Genomic DNA, 20224 nt, shown 5'->3' on the forward strand with positions numbered 1-20224 from the left:
AAAGGTTGTCGAGGGACGAACGAAAATCTTACTCGGGGGGGAATCGTGGGGTAACAGCAACGGCGTAAAGCGTTATGTGTTGCCACCTAACGGCACAGCGTCAGCAGCGAACCTGCTTGCGCCGTGTGGTCGGGCGGCAACTCTTTACTCCTTACGCCGTTCCGCCTCAGGCCCCGCCGCAGGCCGCGCCGCAGGCCCCTAGTCCCAGCTGTGATCCACCTGCTCCTGCAGGGCGGCGAGCGCATACGACCAGCGGTCGCGCAGTTGCTTTTCGTCGGCGCCCTCCGGGAGCTTGGACAGCTCCACGGTCACGGTGCAGCGTGCATTCCCCTGACGGTTCACCGAGAAGGCTGCCAGTGAGCCGTCGGGGAAGGCGACGCGAATGAAGCGGGGCGCCAGCACGCTCATGACGCGATACAGCGGCTCGGGCGACCAGCCGCGACGCTCCGTGTCGTTGATGGCGCGAATGACGGCGCTGGCCGGCACATTGAGTGTCCGCTGCACCGAGACGGCGCTACGGGTTGGAGCGGATGCCGAAGCCGATGCCGATGGCAATGTCGAAGTGGTGTCTGCTCCGCGCGGCGGACGCGCTGCCGCGACCGGAGGACGTGACGTGGTACGGGCCGGACGATCCTGCCGCGTCTCGTCATCCGCACTGGATCGCCCGCCGTAACCGGCCTTGGCCTCACCACGCTTGGGCTTGCCGGCAAACTTCGATTTGGCAGCAGGACCGCTTTTGGATCCTGCCGCGCCGGGTTTCCCAGCTGGCTTGCCCCCACGATTGGGCTTGCCGCCGCTCCGCCCCATGCCGCCTTTGCCCCCCTTCATGCGGACGCCCTCGGCACCCAGCCCACCTGCGCGCTCTCCTCGGTGTCCTCACCGCGGCTCGACCACTTGAAGAACACCACCGTCATCACCGCGTAGAAGAAGACACCGCCGGGGATCCACATGATGAGCCCTCCGTACTGCTGGTCCTCCATGGGCGTGATGCCCATGATCCGTGGCGCCGCCGCATAGGCGGGATACAGCAGCGTGTCGGCCATGGCGATGTAGATGGAGATGATCGACATCGGAATCACCATGAGGAAGCAGTACAGCATCTGGGCCGGATACGCCGCCCGCGGCAGCTCCGGGAGCGGCGAGAGCAGCGGCCACCACATGAGCACCGAGGCCGCGATGAACATGAGGTGCTGCAGAATGTGGATGCCGTGGTTGGCGAGCGCGAGATTGTAGAGCGGCGGCAGATGCCAGAACGCCAGCACCACGTTGAAGAGCACAAAGCACGAGGTGATGCTCGTGAGCTTGCGCGCCGTGGCGAATAGCGCCGGCTTGCGCAGCATCGGCCGCAGCATCCAACCGGGCGTGCCAACAATCATGAGCGGCGGCACGACCAACGTGAGAATCAGGTGCTGTACCATGTGCCCGCTGAACAGATAGAAATCGCTCAGGTCGTGCAGCGGCCCGTTCAGCGTGAGAAACAGCAGGGCGAGCGACGAGAAGTACGCGAGCCGCTGCGCCGGCGAAGGGCCCTGCGGGGCCGCGGCCATGTCGAGCTGCCCGGCATCGGCGGTGGCCGCCGTGACGGTGACCGGCAACCGATCGGCCGCCGCGGGCCCCTGTTTCGCGCGCCAGATGTAGGCGGCCGCGAAGATCGCGATGCCGATGGTGGTACTCGGGTGGACCGAGAACTCGGAGAGCGAAAGGCGGGCGACGGGATGCAGCAGAGACATGAGTGGAATCTAGCCGAGTGCTGCGGGAGGGGAGAGGCGAGACCCGGGAATTCAGAATGAGAATCGAACGCTGAGACCAGGAAGCGAGCCCGGATAGAAGTGAGACGTCAGCGGTCTCGAGGTGAGAAGTGGAAAACGACGCAGGGGGCGCGCCCGGCTGGACGCACCCCCTGACTTCTCACCTCGAGCGTGCTGACGTCTCGCTTCTATCCGAGCACACTTCTGCTGCTCGAAGCGGAACGTCTCACGCTGAACTCTCGAATCTCAGATCTCAGTAACGGGAGATCAGGTGAGGAGACCGAGCCGGATCACCAACTTGCTGAACAGGAACAGCAGCCCGATCAGGGTCAGTCCCGCGATGGCGAGCGGACCCGAGAAGAGCGCCTTGAACAGCTTGTGCTCGTACTTGAGGTGCATGTAGTACGCGACCACCAGAAAGAACTTGAACGCCGACATGGTGAGCATGCTCGGCACGTAGATCGAGCTCGTTTCCCAGGCCGGGATGTAGTAGGCCGACACTTCGGCGATCGTGATGATCGTGAGGATGAGCGCGATCTTGCCGTAGGTGGCGACAGACGCGTGCTCGTGTTCGGCGTGCGCTTCGGTATGACTGGCCATCAGCGCCTCACTTGATCAGGTAGATGAGCGGGAAGATCACGATCCACACCACGTCGACGAAGTGCCAGTAGAGCGCCGAGATGTCCACCAGCAGGGCATCCTTGGGCTCGAGGCCACGCTTGAAGTCGATAGCGAGGAGCGTGAGCAGCCAGATCACACCAACGGTCACGTGCGCACCGTGGAAGCCGGTGAGCGTGAAGAAGCTCGAGCCGAACAGGTTCGTGCGGATGGTGAGCCCTTCGTGAATGAACGAGGTGAACTCGTAGGCCTGGAACATGAGGAAGATCGTGCCGAGCAGCGCGGTGGCGCCCAGCCAGAGCTTCGACGAGCCCTTGATCTTGTCCCACGTGGTGATCTTCGGCTCGTACTTGGTCTGAACCGCGTTGAGCGCCATCACCATGGCCACCGACGACATCAGGAGCACGAACGTGGAGGCGCTCGTCACCGGGATGTCGAGGATGGGCTTCATCACTTCGCCGGTCGACGGATTGGTCCACGCCTCGTGCGGATACGGCCCCTGCGGGCTGCGTCCCTTGTAGATGAGGTAGGTGGAGATCAGCGAGGCGAAGAGCATGCACTCGGACCCGATGAAGGTCCAAATGGCGATCTTGCGGTTGTCGAGCCCGAGGGAGGTGTGGTGATGGCCGCCGCCGTGGGCGTGACCGTCACCATGGGCGATCGGGGTGGTGGTGGCAGTCATCTCAGTGGTGATCCTCGAGCGGCGTCAGCAGCCACTTGTACAGGGAGCCCACCCACCAGAGCGTGCCGGTCAGCATGATGGCAACGCCGGTGGCCGTGCTCTTCTCCAGGAACATCAGCCCGCTGAACATCACGATGATGCCCACCGCGGTGATGAGCGGCCAGATGGAGGGGTTCGGCATCACGATGCCGAGTTCCTGCGACGTCGGAATCCGACGGTCCTTCTCCTCGGCCCACGTGGTCTCGTGCACCAGCTCCGCTCCTTCCTTGGTGTTCCAGAGCGGATGACGCGACTTGATCTGCGGGAGCTCGGCGAAGTTGTAGTCGGGCGGCGGCGAGGGGATGGCCCACTCGATGGTGGCCGCGCCCCACGGATTGCTCGACGCCATTTCCCCGCCCTTCCAGCTCTTCCAGATGTTGATGAGGCCGAAAAGCGTACCGATCATGAGGATCAGCGTACCGACCGTCGACATCAGGTTGAAGATCTCGAAACCCTGGCCCGCATCGTACTGGTAGTAGCGGCGCGGCATGCCGAGGAGCCCGCTGAAGTGCATCGGGAAGAACGTGAGGTTCATGCCGATGAGCGAGATCCAGAAGTGCCAGTTGCCGAGCTTCTCCGAGAGGAAGCGGCCCGTGATCTTCGGGAAGTAGTAGTACGTGCCGGCGAAGATGCCGAACACCGACCCGCCGTAGAGCACGTAGTGGAAGTGCGCGACGACGAAGTACGTATCGGTCTGCTGCAGGTCGGCCGGCGGCGAGGAGTGCATCACGCCGGAGATGCCGCCGACGGTGAAGAGCGCCACGAGCGCCACGGCGAACTTCATGGCCACGGTGAAGCGGATCTGGCCGCCCCACATCGTCGCCATCCAGTTGAAGATCTTCACGCCCGTGGGGATCGCGATGAGCATCGTCGCGAGCGAGAACACGGAGTCGGCGATCGGACCCATGCCCACCGAGAACATGTGGTGCGCCCACACGCCGAAGCCGAGGAAGCCGATGAGGATGCCCGAGTACACCATGACCGGGTAGCCGAAGAGCGGCTTGCGCGAGAACGTCGGCAGCACTTCGGAGACGAGACCGAAGGCCGGCAGGATGAGGATGTACACCTCGGGGTGACCGAACACCCAGAACAGGTGCTGCCAGAGCAGCGGGTCGGCGCCCTTGGCGATCGTGTAGAAGTTCGTGCCGAAGAAGCGGTCGAACTGCAGGAACACGAGCGCGACGGTGATCACGGGGAACGCGAGCACCACGAGGAACTGCACGACGAACGACATCCACGTGAAGATCGGCATGCGCATGAGCGACATACCGGGCGCGCGCATGTTGATGATCGTCGTGATGAAGTTGAAACCGGCCGCCAGCGACGAGATGCCGAGGATCTGCAGGCCCAACACCCAGAAATCCATGTTCATCTGGGGGGAGTAGGCCTTCGTGCTCAGCGGCGCGTAACCGAACCAACCACCATCGGGCGCGACCGAGAAGAAGATCGGGACCGTGATGAAGATGCCGCCGAGCAGGTAGATCCAGTACGAGAACGCGTTGAGGCGAGGGAACGCCACGTCACGCGCACCGACCTGCAGCGGGATGAGAAAGTTGAAGAACGCCGCCGAGAGAGGCATGACGGCGAGGAAGATCATCGTCGTGCCGTGCATCGTGAACAGCTGGTTGTACATCTCCGCCGAGACGACGGTGCCGTTGGGGACGGCCAGCTGAGCGCGGATGACGGCGGCCTCGAGGCCGCCGACGACGAAGAAGAACAGACCGGTAATGAGATAGAGCGCCCCGATGCGCTTGTGGTCCACCGTGGTGAGCCACGACCACAGCCCGGTATCAGCGGGTGCGGCCTTGGCCTGGGTGTACGGGGGCGCGGCAGCGATGGTAGCCATCGTGTCGTTGAGTCAGCGTGAGTCGGTGACGGCGTTCTACTTGAGCGCCTGCAGGTAGGCCACAATATCCGCGATGTCGGCGTCGGTCAGACCGCCCACGTTCACAACCATCTTCGTCTTCGGATCGGTAAGCCCCTTGCCCAACGTGGGCATGAGACTGCCCGGCTTCATGGCCGGCGCGTTCTTGATCCAGTAAGCGAGATGCTTCGCGTCGTTCGGATAGAGACCACCGGCGATCGTGTAGCGCGTCCCCACGTGCGTGAGGTTCGGGCCCACGGCCGCCATGTTGAACGGCGTGCCCGCGATGGCGTGGCAGCCGATGCAGCTCGACTTGCTGTAAATGTCCTTGCCGCGAGCCGCATCACCCTTCGCGAGCAGCGACTCGTCGAACGCGACCGAGACGGGAATCTTCGCGGTGGGGATCGTGTAGGCGAATTCCTTCTCCAGCCGGTCCTTCGGGAAGGCCCACACCGGCACCGGCGCCGGCACGGTGGCCGCCGTGGTGGTGGCCGCCGCAGCCGAGTCCATCGGCTGGCCGTTGGCCTGCAAGCTGGCGAGCAGCACCGGAGCCGCACCTGTGCCCGACGGCACCGGCGCAACGCCCGACGTGGCCGGTGCGGCAGGGGCCGCCGCGACCGCCGGGAAGATCGCCGGCTGCTTCTGGTGCGCCGCCCACTGATCGAACTCACCCGGCGTGACCGTGTACAGGCGGAACTTCATGTTCGCGTGCGACGGCCCGCAGAACTCGGCGCAGAAGCCATTCCAGGCCTTCGTGCCCAGATCCTTGTTCGGCGTGAACCAGAGGTAGTTGGTGCGGTTCGAGATCAGGTCGCGCTTGCCACCCATCTGGGGAATCCAGAAGGAGTGCAGCACGTCGATGGTCTTGAGCTGGAAGTTGACCGTACGCCCGTTCGGCAGATACAGCTCGTTGGCTGTCGTGATGCCGAGCTGGGGGTACTTGAACTCCCACCACCACTGGTGGCCGATGACCTCGACCTGCAGCGCGTCCGGCGCGGCCTTCGCCTGCGTCTTGAAGATCGTGCGGACGGTGGGGATGGCGATGAAGATCAGGATGACGGCGGGGATGGCCGTCCACAGGATCTCGATCGTCGTATTGCCATGCACCTGCTTGGGCGTCGGGGCGCCGGGGCGCCGACGGAAGCGGATGATGGTGTAGACGAGCGCCGCCTCGACACCGACGAAGACAATCGTTCCCCAGAGGAGGAGCTTGTCCCACAACGCGTCAATGTCCGCGTTGAAGTCGGTGTTGGGATTGAACGTCGAATTCGGGTACTCGCCGCCGCAGGCTGCGAGTCCGAAGGCCAGAGCGCCCAGCAGCGCGGCGGAAGCCAGTCGCCGCGGGCGGAACGTGCCAACCATGCCTGTTCCTGAGGGAGTGTGAGGATCCTGCCACCTCGCGTCGACCCTGCAAGGTCGGCACGAGGCAGCAGGAGGGGTGGTGGGACTGCTGTGCGAAGCTAAACGGGCGTTTCAAAACCCCGCAAGCAAATCCTCTCCGGTTTTCGGGGTTTAACAGAGTTTTCTTGAGACAGTAACCGCCAACACGAAGTTTCAGGGGTTTTTCAGTCCGAAGTCGGTCCTAATCCGGAGGTCTGAAACGGACGGAAGTCTGCCCCCCGCATGGCGTTTCCGGTCCTCGTCCGGATCGTCTGCTGTTCGTGAAGCCCGCTGCCTCCTTTCCGACCGCCGCGCTGGGCGCGGCTCTCCTTCTCGCCCAAACCGGCTGCCGCGGAGGCACCGCGGACACCGACCGGGCGCCCCTCGGCATCGGCGTGGGGGCCATTCCGGGCGCGCCCAACTACGACGAGGTCGTCCAGGGCGTGGAATTGGCCGTCGCCCAGCTCAACCAATCGGCCGGTGGCGTACGCTTTCGTGTCCGCCTCCCCGACACCGGTACCACGAGTGCCGTGCGCGTGGCCGAACAGCTCCGGAATGACCCGTCCGTGATCGCCGTGGTGGGGCATCCCGAGAGCGGAAACGCCCTCGAGACGATCCCCGTGTACGCCGACGCGGAACACGCGGGCGCCAACGCCGTCGTGGCCGTCTCCCCCACGTCGACGTCGCCGCGTCTCACCGGCATCAGTCCGTGGTTCTTCCGAGTGGCACCGTCGGACGCCGACGCGGCCGGCTATACGGCCCGGTGGGTCCTCGATACACTCGGCGCCCGCCGCGCGGCGATCGTGTACCGCAACGACTCGTACGGACGCGACTGGGCCGCCACCTTCGCGAGTGCGTTCACCAGTGGCGGGGGCCGCGTGCTCACCCGCGACCCGTACCTCACCGACGTGGTCGAGTGGGACGCATACGCCGCACTCATTGCCGCGCAGCGCCCCGACGTGGTGCTCTTTCCCGGCGACGGCGTCGACGCGCTGGCTTTCATGCGGGCGCTGACCGCGCGCGGTGTCCGGGTCCCGTTCGTCGGGGGGGACGGGACCGAAACGATGCAGCGCGACGCGGCCGCGGCCGGGGCGTATTTCGTGTCCTTCTTCGACGAGGCACGCGCGACCGGCCAGGAGGCGCAACGCTTCAGGTCGGCCTATCGGGCCAGCTACGACAGAGCCCCCAACATGTTCGCGGCGCTGTCCTACGATGCCACCCTGGTCGTGGGACGCACTGTGGTGAACGGCGCCCGCAGCCGCACGGCGCTGCGCCTGGCGCTCGAGCGCGTGGGCAACGGGGCTCCGTCGATGGATGGCGTGGCCGGCCGGATCGCCTTCGACAAGCAGCACGACATCACGGGGCGATCGGTGGTGATCAGCCGCGTCCCCGGTGACGCAACGCCCGGCGCAGGCGACCTGCCGACGTCCGGCTCCCGCCGGGGAGGTCGCTGATGCTTGGCGACCTCGTAGGCACCTGGCGGCTCACCACCATCCGCGCCCGTCTCATCGCCGGCTTCGGCATCTCCGTCACCCTGCTGCTCGTGGCCGGGTTGCTGGGATGGTACGGACTCTCGCGCGGCAATCGCGACGCCGAAGCCACCGTGCGCGACCTCACCGAGCGCTCGGAGTTCATCGAGCGTACCACCAACACGGTATTGCGTGAGTTGGTGGCAGGGCTGCGCTATCTCAGTACGGGTCGCCCGGACGACGAAACCGTGTACCGCAAACTCGTCGCACAGGCGGAACAACTCCGGACCGACGCGCTCGGCCGCGGCGCGCTCAACGCGGTCGAACGGCGACATCTCGAAGACATCGGCCGGCTGCAGGCGGCACTCGAAGTGCGCATCGCCGTCACCCGCGCATGGCAGGTCGCCGGATTCACGGCGAACGCCGATCGGGTACTCGCGCAGACCACGCGCGACATCGACTCCATCGAGACGGCGTTGCAGGCCCTGCGCCAGGGCGCCAGGCGTGGCGCCGACGGCACGATGGAACGCATGCGTGATCGGCTGTTCCGCTCCGAGGCGGGACTCGCCGTCGTCGTGGCCCTGGCATTCGGCGTGGCCGCTTTCTTTGGCCTCTCCACGTCGCGGGCCGTCACCAATCCGCTCGTGCAATTGCGTGACGAGATGATGGCCATCGGCGCCGGGGATTTGCGCACCCCCACCATCGATCTGCGCTTCGGGGGCGTGGCGCAGGAGTATGCGGAGCTGATCGACGCGACGCAGCAGGCGCGTGAACGCCTGCGCCTGCTCCTTACGCGCGTACAGGCGGAGGCCGACCAGGTGACACTGGCCGCGAGCGAGCTCTCGGCGTCGGCCTCGTCGGCCGCCGCCTCCTCGCAGCATGTGACGACAGCGGTCATGGACATCTCGCATGGGGCTGGTGTGCAGCTGTCCGCGCTCAAGCACGCTGGCGATACGGTAAAGGAGCTCGCTGAAGCGGGGGCCACCATCGGCGAGGCGACCGACGAAACCAATCGCGTGGGGCGAGAGATTCGCACCACCACCAACAGCGCGCGCGATCAGGTACAGCTCGCGGTGGACACGCTCTTCGACGTGCGCGAGGCCGTGGCCAACTCGCGGCAGGAAATGATGGCGCTGCGCGATGCCACCAGCGTCATCGACGAGTTCGTGAGCGTGATTTCAGAGATCGCCGCACAGACGAACCTGCTGGCGCTCAATGCCGCCATCGAAGCGGCGCGCGCCGGCAGCGCCGGTCGCGGCTTCGCGGTGGTGGCGCAGGAAGTGCGCGCCCTCGCCGAGCAGAGCTCGAGTGCGGCGAACGATGTCACGGAGAACGTGAAGCGGTTCCGCGCGCAGATTGCCAGCGCATCCACGGCCGTGGAATCCGGCGCCAAACGCCTCAAGGACGTGCGCACGGTTGCCGAGGCGGTTGGGAATGCGCTCGCGAGCATCGAACACGCGGTGTCACAAGTCGACGGCGCCGCCGCCCGCGTGTCGCATGCGGTGGAGACGAACCGGCAGTCACTCGGTCAGGTGCAGCGCTCGCTCACCGCGGCACGCGACACGGCCGAAGGCCATGCCGCCGCGGCCGAGCAGGTGGCTGCGAGCACCGAGCAGACCTCCGCGTCGGCGCAGGAAGTGAGCGCGACCGCGGAGATGCTGCAGACGGCGTCGATGAGAGTGCGAGGGCTGATCGCGGAGTTCCGCGTCTGAACGGCTGAGAGGGGAGACTCGAGAAACGAGAATGAGAGCTGAGGGGCGAGAATGAGAAGTGCGCTCGGATAGAAGCGAGAGGTCAGCGGTCTCGAGGTGAGAAGCGAGTGCGTGGGCCCTCGCTTCTTGCCTCTGGACCGCTGATTTCTCGCTTCTATCCGGGCTCGCCTCTCATTCTCGCCCTTCGACTCTCCCGCTCAACTCTCGGAACTCACCTCTCGCACGATGATGCCGCGGGCGGCGAGCATGTCGAAGTACCGCTGCGCCGGTATGCATTCGTCCGGCGTGTGCACACCAGCCGGGATCGCCCCGCCAGCCTGCAACTGTCCCGTGATGGACAGGGTGTAACCCGTGGTACGCATCATGGCGCTGACCCCGTGCGTGGCATCGTAGCGATCGACCACTTCCCAGGCGCGCGTGTGGCGCTGGCCATCGCGCATGCCGGTCACGGTCACGCGCAACGCGACGAGATCGGGCTTGCCCTTGCGCAGATGATCGCCGGCCACCTTGACGAACACATCGCGCGGCGAGACCTGCTGTCCCTTCACGTCCACCGGCGCCGTATCGAGCAACCCGAGGTCGCGAATGGCGCGCATGATGGCGACGTGGCCCGGATAGCGGAGCGTCTTGTACTCCATGACCGGAATCTTCCCCGCGTAGCGATACACCATGGTGGAAAGACCGCCGGCGGTGTGGAACGCCTCAAGGGTTCCCACGCCATCACCGAAAGAGACGGGCTCCAGTTCCGACAACGCGGTCACCGTCGTGGGCTGTCCATCGCGCACGACAAGCGACTGGGTGGTGTAATAGTCCACCATGCCTTCGATCGAATACGCGATCTGGTAACCGAGCGGCGGTTCGGGGACCTGTGGTAACCCACCAACGAAGAGTTTGACGGCCTCGACCGAATCAAACTGATCGATACCGTACTGGGCGATGACATTGACCATGCCCGGCGCCAGACCGGTATCGGGAATCACACTCACCCCCCTGGCGAGCGCGGCGGCGTGCAGTTGTTTCTGTTGCTGCACGATCTCGGTATTGCCGCCCAGATCGGTGAAGTGGACGCCGGCCTCCACGGCCAGTCGCGCCAGTGTGCCGTTGAAGTAGTACGGAATCGCGCTGAGCACCGCATCGCAGCGCGAAAAGGCGTCCCGAACGGCGGCTTCGTCACGCACATCGAGCGCGATCGACGACAGCCGCGCGTCGGCGCGCTGTTGCAGAAACGGTGGCAACGACCCGATCTTCACGTCGGCGATCGTGACGTGAGAAACAGCGGGCTCATTCAGCAGATCGAATGCACAGGCAGAACCTTGCAGCCCGGCACCCAACACGAGCATGCGCATCAGGAGACTCCAGTGGTGATTTTCCGGGGAGGATTTTCGTGATGGAGAATTTAACGGGTGCGCCATTGCGGTGGCGCGACCAGTTATTGGAAACCACCGCAGAGATCGTGCGCGTCCTCGGTCGAGTACAGCGGGTTGCGGTCATCGGCATCAAGCCGGAGGCCGTGGGCGGACCGGCGTTCTCCGTTCCTGAACGGATGCAGCAAGTGGGCTACGAGATCGTCCCGATCCCGGTGTACTACCCCGACATCACCGAGATTCTGGGCGTCCCCATCCACCGGTCTCTCAGCACGGTGTCACCAGCGGTGGACATGGTGGTGCTGTTTCGCCGCCCCAACGACGTTCCCCTTCATCTCGACGACATTCTGGCGCACAGGCCGAGCGTGGTGTGGATGCAGCTGGGGATCCGGCATGACGGCGTCGCGCAGCAGCTCGCAGAGGCGGGGATTGCCGTGATCCAGGACCGGTGTGTGAAGGTGGAGCTGGAGAGGATGCGGGGGCCGCGGTTGTAACTGCGGGTGTACAGGCGATCGACCAGCAGACGGCAGACGGCAGGAACGACAGCACGCTGTCACGGAGGAATGCGGTAGACCAACACGGGAGCCTGCGCTGCGCGCGGCTCCCGATATCCCAACCGCAAAGGAAATCGGGCGCCCCGCGAAGCGGTGGCGCCCGTTTTGTTGTACCGCATTCCTCCCGTACTGCGTGCTGTGGTTCCTGCCGTCTGCCGTCTGCTGGTGAGACGCGGTTCCCTCCGCAGTCACCCCCGCGATTACATCCGCACCCTGTTCCTTCCGTCCGCTTTCGCCCGGTACAGCGCCGCGTCTGCCCGCGCGAACAGGTCTTCCACGCTTTCGATACGCGCCGCCGGATAGACGGCCACGCCCACCGAGGCGGTGAGCCGCAGGGGCTCGGCCACCGAATCACTCGCGAACAGATGCAGCGCGATGGCATCACGGATGCGCTCGGCGAAGGATTCGGCGCCGCCATCATCGGTTTCGGGGAGCAGCACGAGGAACTCCTCACCGCCGTAGCGTGCGACGATGTCGCTCGTGCGGATGGTATCGCTGAGCAGCTGGCCCACGTCGCGCAACACGTCGTCGCCGACCAGGTGCCCGTACGTGTCGTTGACCCGCTTGAAGTGATCGAGGTCGATCATGAGCAACGCCATCGTGCTGTCGTAGCGCAACGCGCGCTCCATCTCGGCCGTGATCCGCTCGGTGAGCGCCCGGCGATTGAGCAGCTGTGTGAGCGGATCGGTCTGCGCGAGCTGTTCGAGTCGCGCGTTGTCGGCCATCGTGCTCTCCACCATCTGCGCCCGCTGAATGACCGCCACGGCCGCTGTGATCACCGCCTGGGCGAACTCGAGATCGGCCGGCCCGAATCGATCCTGATCGCGGGTGCGACGTACCAGGAACACCCCGTACTGCCCGCGATCGACGGAGAAGGGCAGCGCGATCACGGAGCGAATGGGCACCTCGATCCCCTCGATCCCCCATACGTGGCGCACCCCTTCGTAGAGCGGGTGCGTATCGAGGTCTTCGACGAGGACCGGCTGACCGCTGTCGAGCGCAGCCTTGAGCTCGGGGTACCGTTCGAGCTGCACGGTGAGCTGCTGCAGCCCCGGATTCTCGAACGCCGCCACGACGTTGGCCTGTGTGTCGCCCGGCCTCGCGAGCACCACGGAGCAGTGCGACACGCTCAACGCGCGTGCGGCGCGCCGAACGAGCAGGTGGAACAACTCGCTCACCGACAGGTCGCCGGTGACCTCGTGCAGGATATCCACGAGCTTACGGCGGCTGTCAGCGTCCTGCTGCGCGCGCAGCAGCTGTTCTTCGGTCCGCTGCAACGCGGCCCGAGTGGAGCGCAGGAGGGCGCCCATACGGAGCTGCGCCTGCACGCGGGCGAGCAACTCCTTGGGACGATACGGCTTGCGGATGAAGTCGGCCGCGCCGAGGCCGAGGGAGCGCACACTTGCCTCTTCGGGCGGCTGGGCCGACAGCATGAGCACCGGCAGGTCCCGCCATCGTTCATCGCCCTTGATGCGCTCGAGCAGCTGGCAGCCGTCGGCGTCGGGCATCAGGATGTCGAGGAGCAGCAGATCGGGGGAACGGCGCTCGAGCTGCTCCAAACAGGCCGCACCGCCGTTAGCGGGCACGACATCGTAGCCGTTCTCCTGAAGCAACCAGGTCACGGATTCGAGCACCGCCTCGTCGTCATCAGCTACCAGGATGCGCGACGTCGCCATTCCCACTCCCAAAGGTCACGAGGCGCGCCCCGCGCGCGCCTCCACTGTCCCTGCCCCTGCCATCCGTGATGCAGGCACCGTGCCGCCATCGCCGCCCGGTGCCGTCCCCACGTATCCTGTTCCAAGCTTACCCGCTGGGCTTACTGGCCGTCACCCGTGAAGAGGTCGCCACCCTCAGCGGGCTCCGCCGCCGTCTCGCCGGCGCCGGGCGCGTCCGTCACGGCCACCTCGGCCGACTCGCCCTCTTCCTTGTCGTCGGGGATCACCCGCGCCACGGCCGAGACCACATCGTTGTCGTCGAGGGACACGAGCTTCACGCCCTGCGCGATTCGGCCGGTGACGCGGATTTCGCTGACCTTGCTGCGGATCGCGATCCCCTGCTTGGTCATGAGCATCAGCTCATCCTCGGCCACCACTTCCATGAGCGCGACCACGTGGCCGGTCTTCTGGGTGAGGTCGAGTGTCTTGATCCCCTTGCCGCCACGTCCCTGCACGCGGTATTCGCCGATATCGGAGCACTTGCCGAGGCCGCGCTCGGTGACCACCAGCAGCGTGGCTTCCCGCTTGATGACCACCATGCCGATGACGTGATCTTCGGGGCGCAGTTCGACACCCTTTACGCCCGTGGTGTCGCGGCCCATGGCCCGCACGTCGCCCTCGCCGAAGCGAATCGACATGCCGTTCCGGGTGGCCAGCACCACGTCGTTGTTGGCCGACGTAAGCTGCACGTCCATGAGCTCGTCGCCGTCCTCGATCTTGATGGCCTTGATGCCGTTCGACCGCGGGTTCGAGTATTGCGACAGCGCCGTCTTCTTCACCGTACCGTTCTTCGTGCAGAAGAACAACGACTCGGTATCGGTGAACTCCTTCGTGAGCACGATCGCGCGAATGCGCGTGTTGGGCGTCACGTTGATGAGGTTCACGATGGGCTTGCCGCGCGTGTTGCGCGCCGCCTGCGGCAGTTCGTGCACCTTGAGCCAGAAGCAGCGACCGTCATCGGTGAAGATGAGCATGTACGTGTGCGTGCTCGCCACGTAGAACCGCTCGATGAAGTCGTTCTCCTTGAGGTCGGCCGCCGCCTTGCCACGCCCGCCGCGCCCCTGCGCCTGATACTGGGACAGCGGGGTGCGCTTGCAGTAGCCGCCGTGGGTGATAGTGACGACCATCTCCTCTTCGGCGATGAGGTCCTCGACGGAGAACTCCCCGTCGTCGCTCACGATTTCGGTGCGCCGTTCGTCGCCATAGCTCTCGGCCAGCTTGAGCAGCTCGCCCTTGAGAATCTCCATGCGGCGCGACTTGCTCTCGAGAATGCTGCGCAGCTCGGCGATGGTGGCGCGCACCTCGGTCAGCTCTTCCTCGAGCTTGTCACGCTCGAGACCGGTGAGCTTGGCGAGACGCATGTTGAGAATGGCCTCGGCCTGGCGCTCGCTGAGCCCGAAGCGGCTCTGCAGCTGCGCACTGGCCGACGGCGTATCCTCAGCGGCGCGAATGAGGGCGATGACCTCGTCGATGTTGTCGACGGCGATCTTGAGCCCTTCGAGGATGTGCTCGCGCTCCAGTGCCTTGTCGAGGTCGAACTGGGTACGGCGCACGATGACTTCGTGCCGGTGCTCGATGTAGTGCTCGAGACACTGCTTGAGCGTGAGCACCTTCGGCACGAGCTGCCGCGTGTTGGGGTCGGGCACGAGCGCCAGCATGATCACGCCGAACGTGCTCTGCATGGACGTGTGCTTGTACAGCTGGTTGAGCACCACGCGCGGAATGGCATCACGCTTGAGCTCCACCACCACGCGCATGCCATCGCGGTCGGATTCGTCACGCAGCGCACTGATGCCGGTGAGCTTCTGTTCGCGCACCAGCTCGGCGATGTCCTGCACGAGCTTGGCCTTGTTCACCTGGTACGGCAGCTCGGTGATGACGATCTGCGACTTGTTGCCCTTCTCGTTCTCTTCGATCACCGCCTTGGCGCGCATCACGATGCGCCCGCGGCCGGTATCCTGATAATCGGTGATGCCCGCGCGGCCGTAGATGAAGCCGCCCGTGGGGAAATCGGGGCCCTTCACCATCTGGCGCAGCTGCGCCGGCTCGAGCCCGGGGTTGTCCACCAGCGCCACCACCGCGCTCACGATTTCGCGCAGGTTGTGCGGCGGAATGTTGGTCGCCATACCCACGGCGATACCCGACGAGCCGTTCACCAGCAGGTTGGGGAACCCGCTCGGCAGCACGCGCGGCTCTTCGAGGCGATCGTCGAAGTTGGGCGCGAAGTCGACCGTGTTCTTGTCGATGTCGGTGAGTAGCTCCACCGCCATCTTCGTGAGACGCGCTTCGGTGTAGCGATAGGCGGCCGCACTGTCGCCGTCCACCGAGCCGAAGTTGCCCTGACCGTCGACGAGCGGATAGCGCAGCGAGAAGTCCTGCACCATGCGCACGAGCGCGTCGTACACACTGCTGTCGCCGTGCGGGTGATACTTGCCGAGCACATCGCCAACGACCGTCGCCGACTTCTTGTACGGGCGCCCGGGCAACAATCCGAGCTCGTTCATCGCATACAGCACGCGGCGATGCACGGGCTTGAGACCATCGCGCACGTCCGGCAGGGCACGTGAGACAATGACGCTCATGGAGTAGTTGATGAACGACTCCTTGATCTCCTCGTCGATGAGACGCGGCAGGATGCGTTCGCGGGCGTTTGGAGCGGTCATGGGACGGCTGGGAATGGGTCCGACACAGGGCCTGACACGGGCTCGGCGCGACTGGGCGCCAACCCGTTAAAAATACCCGTGTGCTCCCCTCAAACACAGGGGCAAACCATACCCGCCAAGAGGCGCTAAATCGTTTTGGGGCCTTGATTTTGGGTGGTTGACCGACCACTGAAAACTGCGACTACAAACCAGAAACTCCCCGCGGTCGGCGGGGAGTTCGTTTCGCGACCGGAGATCGCGGTCGGGCGGGGAGTTTGTAGTTCGTGGTTTCAGTGATCAGTCCTCAGCCAACCGCCCTACGCCGCCCCTTGCCCGGTACCCGGATCCTGGGCAGCAATGGCCTGCTCCTCCGCCGCATCCTCGCTGGTTTCCTCGGCCAGTTCCTCGGCCTCGTCGGCAGCGGCTTCCGCATCGATGGCGCGCTGCTCAGCCCGGTAGCGCTCGTACCACTCACGGGTGACCTCCCCGGCCAGTTCGCGGTTGCCAAGCCCGAACGACAGGGCCAGCGCGAGCGCCACGGCGCCGAACAGGATGGCGAAGGCCGTAGTAACGATGTCGGTGGCAATCCCGAGTTCCTGGAGGGCCATGAACACCGCCAGGACGATCACACCGCTCCGGCCGATGCGCGCCAGCCACGGGCCACCGTGCAGACCGCCGGCCGACGCCATGATGAGGCCGCCCACGAAGCCACCGAGCACGATGCCCAAAATGATGATCACGATGGCCGCGATCACACTGGGGATGTAGCTCATGAGCTCGGTAAACACGTTCGCCAGCGAGTCGAGCCCGATGGCGCTCGCGGCGATCAGGAGCACGGCGAACATGACCACCCAGAACAGCAGGTTGGCGATGACCTTCGCCGGATTGAGATGCGACCCTGAGCGCTCCACGGCCTGCAGCACGCCACCGCGCTCGAGGAGCTGGTTGAACTTGAGGCGGCGCAGCAGGCGGCCAGCGCCCTTCTCCACCACCTTCGCCACCAGGTAGCCGGCAAAGAGGATGACGAGCGCGCCGAAGAGCGCCGGCACGAACTCGCCGAGCAAGGCGAAGCTCTGTTCGAGCCGCTCGGAGAAGGTGCTGGCGACGGTACCGGCGACGCCGGTGTCCTGTGCGGCGGAAGCGAGCATCAGAGAATCAGAGAACGACGGCAAGGAATCCGACTGGAGCTGCGAAGACACGGGAATGAGCAAGAGGGCTGCAGGCACGGCGGTGAAACGAACGCGGGCGTGGCGCGCGGCTGTTACAAGCGCGTGCCACGCTTCACATCGAAGATCGCACTTCGGCGACAAGAGGGACAGAGCAGCCACTCACGTTGGCGATGGTACCCCAACCCAAATGAGCCGCCGCCGATGGGACGGCGCGTCATGCGCACATGGCAGCGCGGGCACTCCGGCAGTTCGCCGCCCTGCACCACGGCACGAAGCTGCTTCTCCTCCTCCGCGGTAAAACGGGCCGCTTCGCCCGCGGGTTTCGCTAACGCGGGTTTCGCCAGAGCGGGGTTCGCCAGAGCGGGGTTCGCCAGAGCGGGGTTCGCTGGCGCGGGGTTCGCTGGCGCGGGTTGCTCCCCGGGCGGCCGGGGCTCGCCCGCGTCATTGCCGCCGTCGTTCACCGGTGGCACCGAGGCTTCACTCCCACGGCACGAGTTGGACCACGACTTTGCCGAACTGCTGCCCCGAGGCGAGGCGTGCGTAGGCCTGCGGCGCCTGCTCCAGCGGCCAGACACTGTCGACCGGAGGCTGCAGGGAGCCGTGACGGAAGAACTCGGTAATGGCGTCGAACTCGGCGTCATTGCCCATCGTACTGCCCATGAGCGTCCACTGGTTCCAGAACATGCGACGCACGTCGACCTGCACGAAGGGGCCACTGGTGCCGCCGCAGGTCACCAGCCGGCCTCGACGGCCGAGGGCCGTGAGGGACTGCGGCCAGGTGGCCTCGCCCACGCTGTCGATCACCACATCGACGCCACGCTTGTCCGTCATGGCGCGAATGGTCTTGCCAAGATCGGGCTGCGTGTGATCGAGCCGGTGATCGGCGCCAAGCAGCGACGCCTTCTCGAGCTTCTCCGCGCTCCCCGACGTCACCCAGGCGGTGGCGCCGATGTGCTTGCAGATCTGCAGCGCGGCCAGCGCCACTCCGCCGCCGATCCCCCAGATGAGCACCTGCTCGCCGGCGCGCACCTTGGCCCGGGTGACGATCATGCGCCACGCCGTGAGCGTGGCGAGCGGGAAGGCGGCGGCCACGTCCCAGGGGAGCCAATCGGGGATGGTGCGGACGTTCGCTTCGGGCACGACGACATAATCGGCGATGGTGCCGGGGTAGTGCTCCCCCAGTACGCCGTAGCTGAGGCACAGGGGCTGGTCGCCATCACGGCAGTATTCGCAGCGACAGCTGCGGTCGACGACGCCGGGGTTGATGATGACGCGGTCGCCGACCTTCACCGAAGTGACCTTGCTGCCCACGGCCTCCACGATGCCGGCCCCGTCGGAGCCAAGGGCCCAGCCGGGCTTCACTTTGGCCCCGGGAATCCCCTGCAGTACCCAGAGGTCGAGCCGGTTGAGGGCGGCCGCATGGACGCGCACCCGTACGCCGTCGGTCGCGTGCACGCTAGGCACCGGCGCGTCGTGTTTCACGACGAGCTGCTCTGGGCCACCGTGGGCGGCGAAGGTGAGGGCGCGCATGGTGTGGAAGAGACTCATGACTACGGAAGCTCGGGAGGCGGAAGCTTGGACGGCGGCAACGGTGACTGCGCGGGTAACGGCGGTGTACCTGCAGACGGCAGACGGCAGGAACCACAGACGGCAGACGGGAGGCGTATGGTAAAACAAACGGGGGCGGGCGCTTTGCGCCGCCCCCGATTTCCATACCGCAGAGGAAATCGGGCGCGACCGCGCCGCGGCGCGCCCGTTCTTCCGCATGCCTGCGTCCTGCGAGCTGTGGTTCCTGCGGTCTGCCGTCTGCTTTTCCCCCCGGCGCGGCGCGATGTCGACCCACCCCATCTGCCCGCCCCGTGTCACCCCCTATATTGCGAGACTACCGCCAAGTCCCAACACCAAGTCCATATGTCGTCTATCAAGGTTCCCCCCCTCGGCGAGTCGATCGTCGAAGCCACGGTCTCACGCTGGCTCAAGAAGGAAGGCGACGTCGTCGCCGTCGGTGATTCACTCGTCGAACTCGAGACGGACAAGATCACCGTGGAGGTGCCCGCACTCGAGGCGGGAACGCTGACCGCGCGTGCGAAGGGCGAAGGGGACGTGGTGGCAGTGGGAGACGTGCTGGGGGAGCTAGTTGCAGGTGCTGCGTCGGGCGCGAACAGCGGCACAACGGAAGCGCCGAAGGCGGAAGCTGGCGCCACGGTAGCTGGTGGGACGGGAGCTGGAACGACGGGAACGGCGGCGGCCGAGGCCAAGGTGTCGCCGGCGGCGGCGCGTACGGCGGCGGAGGCGGGGATCAATCCCGCCGACGTACCGGGTACGGGTCGCGGCGGCGTGGTGAGCAAGGCCGACGTAATGGCAGCCACAACTGCCGTTCCCGCTGTTCAATCTCCCGTGTCATCAGCTCCCGTTGCTGCAGCTCCCGTTACCCCAGCTTCCGCTGTGGCGGCGTCATCCCCCGCGGCCAGCGCCCAGCGCGAAACCCGCGAGAAGATGTCTACGCGTCGCAAGCGCATCGCCGAAAACCTGCTGCAGTCCCAGCACGCCACGGCGCACCTGACGACGTTCAACGAGATCGACATGACGGCGATCACGGCCCTCCGTGAGCGCCTCAAGGATCGCGTCGAGAAGGAACAGGGCGTGAAGCTCTCGTTCATGCCCTTCTTCGCCAAGGCGGCAACGCTGGCGCTCAAGGCCTACCCGGTCGTGAACACCCAGATCGACGGCGACACGATCGTCTACAAGCACTACGTGAACATGGGCATCGCCGTCGCCAGCGACGCGGGGCTCGTGGTGCCGAACGTGAAGGATTGCGACCAGAAGAGCGTCGTGCAGATCGGCAAGGACATCGGTGCCGTGGCCAAGCGCGCGCGTGATGGCAAGCTGTCGATGGACGACCTCACCGGCGGCACCTTCACCATCACTAACGGGGGCGTGTTCGGCTCGCTCATCTCCACGCCGATCATCAACTACCCGCAGGTGGGCATTCTCGGGCTGCACAAGACGCAGGACCGCCCGGTGGCGATCGGCGGCAAGGTGGAGATCCGCCCGATGATGTACGTGGCGCTCAGCTACGATCACCGCATCATCGACGGCCAGCAGGCGGTGCTGTTCCTGGTTCGCCTGAAGGAACTCATGGAAGACCCGGCGGCAATGCTGGTGTATTGAGCGCGTAACGCCACTGAGGGCTGACGGCTGATAACTGAAAGCTCCCCCGAGGATCTCGTGATCTTCGGGGGAGCTTTCAGTTTTCGGTCTTCAGTCC

General features: G+C 65.6%; 15 protein-coding genes. 4 read left to right on the forward strand and 11 right to left on the reverse strand.

Annotation, left to right across the window (positions count from 1 at the left end; all coding sequences use genetic code 11):
- Positions 1–198: 198 nt before the first annotated feature.
- From ACIQ6O_RS03275 to coxB, 6 genes are all read right to left on the reverse strand, one after another.
- Complete coding sequence (locus tag ACIQ6O_RS03275) at positions 199–828, reverse strand: hypothetical protein (RefSeq protein ID WP_396206346.1); 630 nt, start codon at positions 826–828, stop codon at positions 199–201.
- Positions 825–1730 carry a cytochrome c oxidase assembly protein gene (locus tag ACIQ6O_RS03280; protein ID WP_396206347.1) on the reverse strand — a complete coding sequence of 302 codons (906 nt, stop codon included), beginning with the start codon at positions 1728–1730 and terminating at the stop codon, positions 825–827. The genes ACIQ6O_RS03275 and ACIQ6O_RS03280 overlap by 4 nt, the downstream gene beginning before the upstream one ends.
- A gap of 285 nt (positions 1731–2015) precedes the next feature.
- A complete protein-coding gene (locus ACIQ6O_RS03285; protein ID WP_396206348.1) occupies positions 2016–2348 on the reverse strand; it encodes a cytochrome C oxidase subunit IV family protein in 333 nt (110 codons plus the stop codon).
- Positions 2349–2355: 7 nt separating this feature from the next.
- Entirely contained in the window at positions 2356–3048 is a 693-nt protein-coding gene (locus tag ACIQ6O_RS03290) for a heme-copper oxidase subunit III (RefSeq protein ID WP_396206349.1), read from the reverse strand.
- A gap of 1 nt (position 3049) precedes the next feature.
- On the reverse strand, positions 3050–4933 hold the full coding sequence (gene ctaD, locus ACIQ6O_RS03295) for a cytochrome c oxidase subunit I (RefSeq protein ID WP_396206350.1): 1884 nt from the start codon (positions 4931–4933) through the stop codon (positions 3050–3052).
- Between the two features lie 36 nt (positions 4934–4969).
- Complete coding sequence (coxB, locus tag ACIQ6O_RS03300; protein ID WP_396206351.1) at positions 4970–6313, reverse strand: cytochrome c oxidase subunit II; 1344 nt, start codon at positions 6311–6313, stop codon at positions 4970–4972.
- Positions 6314–6612: 299 nt separating this feature from the next.
- On the opposite strand from coxB, the gene ACIQ6O_RS03305 reads away from it, so the two are divergent.
- Both ACIQ6O_RS03305 and ACIQ6O_RS03310 read left to right on the forward strand, forming a co-directional pair.
- Entirely contained in the window at positions 6613–7785 is a 1173-nt protein-coding gene (locus ACIQ6O_RS03305; protein WP_396206352.1) for an ABC transporter substrate-binding protein, read from the forward strand.
- Positions 7785–9512: a methyl-accepting chemotaxis protein gene (locus ACIQ6O_RS03310; protein ID WP_396206353.1), complete on the forward strand. Its 1728-nt coding sequence runs from the start codon at positions 7785–7787 to the stop codon at positions 9510–9512. Before ACIQ6O_RS03305 ends, ACIQ6O_RS03310 begins: the two co-directional genes overlap by 1 nt.
- A 197-nt stretch (positions 9513–9709) precedes the next feature.
- On the opposite strand, the gene ACIQ6O_RS03315 is transcribed toward ACIQ6O_RS03310, so the two are convergent.
- The gene (locus tag ACIQ6O_RS03315) at positions 9710–10858 is read right to left on the reverse strand and encodes a saccharopine dehydrogenase family protein (RefSeq protein WP_396206355.1); all 1149 of its coding nucleotides are present in this window, start codon (positions 10856–10858) and stop codon (positions 9710–9712) included.
- Positions 10859–10899: 41 nt separating this feature from the next.
- Between ACIQ6O_RS03315 and ACIQ6O_RS03320 the strand changes: the two genes are divergently transcribed.
- A complete protein-coding gene (locus ACIQ6O_RS03320) occupies positions 10900–11370 on the forward strand; it encodes a CoA-binding protein (RefSeq protein ID WP_396206356.1) in 471 nt (156 codons plus the stop codon).
- Between the two features lie 260 nt (positions 11371–11630).
- On the opposite strand, the gene ACIQ6O_RS03325 is transcribed toward ACIQ6O_RS03320, so the two are convergent.
- The 4 genes from ACIQ6O_RS03325 to ACIQ6O_RS03340 all read right to left on the reverse strand — a co-directional run bounded on the left by ACIQ6O_RS03325 (position 11631) and on the right by ACIQ6O_RS03340 (position 18504).
- Positions 11631–13106, reverse strand: coding sequence for a diguanylate cyclase (locus ACIQ6O_RS03325; protein ID WP_396206357.1), 1476 nt, complete (start codon positions 13104–13106; stop codon positions 11631–11633).
- A gap of 140 nt (positions 13107–13246) precedes the next feature.
- A complete protein-coding gene (gene gyrA / locus ACIQ6O_RS03330; protein WP_396206358.1) occupies positions 13247–15808 on the reverse strand; it encodes a DNA gyrase subunit A in 2562 nt (853 codons plus the stop codon).
- A 296-nt stretch (positions 15809–16104) separates the two neighbouring features.
- A complete protein-coding gene (locus ACIQ6O_RS03335; RefSeq protein WP_396206359.1) occupies positions 16105–16935 on the reverse strand; it encodes a hypothetical protein in 831 nt (276 codons plus the stop codon).
- A 498-nt stretch (positions 16936–17433) separates the two neighbouring features.
- On the reverse strand, positions 17434–18504 hold the full coding sequence (locus ACIQ6O_RS03340; protein ID WP_396206360.1) for a zinc-binding dehydrogenase: 1071 nt from the start codon (positions 18502–18504) through the stop codon (positions 17434–17436).
- Positions 18505–18867: 363 nt separating this feature from the next.
- On the opposite strand from ACIQ6O_RS03340, the gene odhB reads away from it, so the two are divergent.
- The gene (gene odhB / locus ACIQ6O_RS03345; protein ID WP_396206361.1) at positions 18868–20127 is read left to right on the forward strand and encodes a 2-oxoglutarate dehydrogenase complex dihydrolipoyllysine-residue succinyltransferase; all 1260 of its coding nucleotides are present in this window, start codon (positions 18868–18870) and stop codon (positions 20125–20127) included.
- Positions 20128–20224: the final 97 nt, after the last annotated feature.

It is taken from the genome of Gemmatimonas sp., assembly GCF_044345575.1.
GTDB lineage: Bacteria > Gemmatimonadota > Gemmatimonadetes > Gemmatimonadales > Gemmatimonadaceae > Gemmatimonas.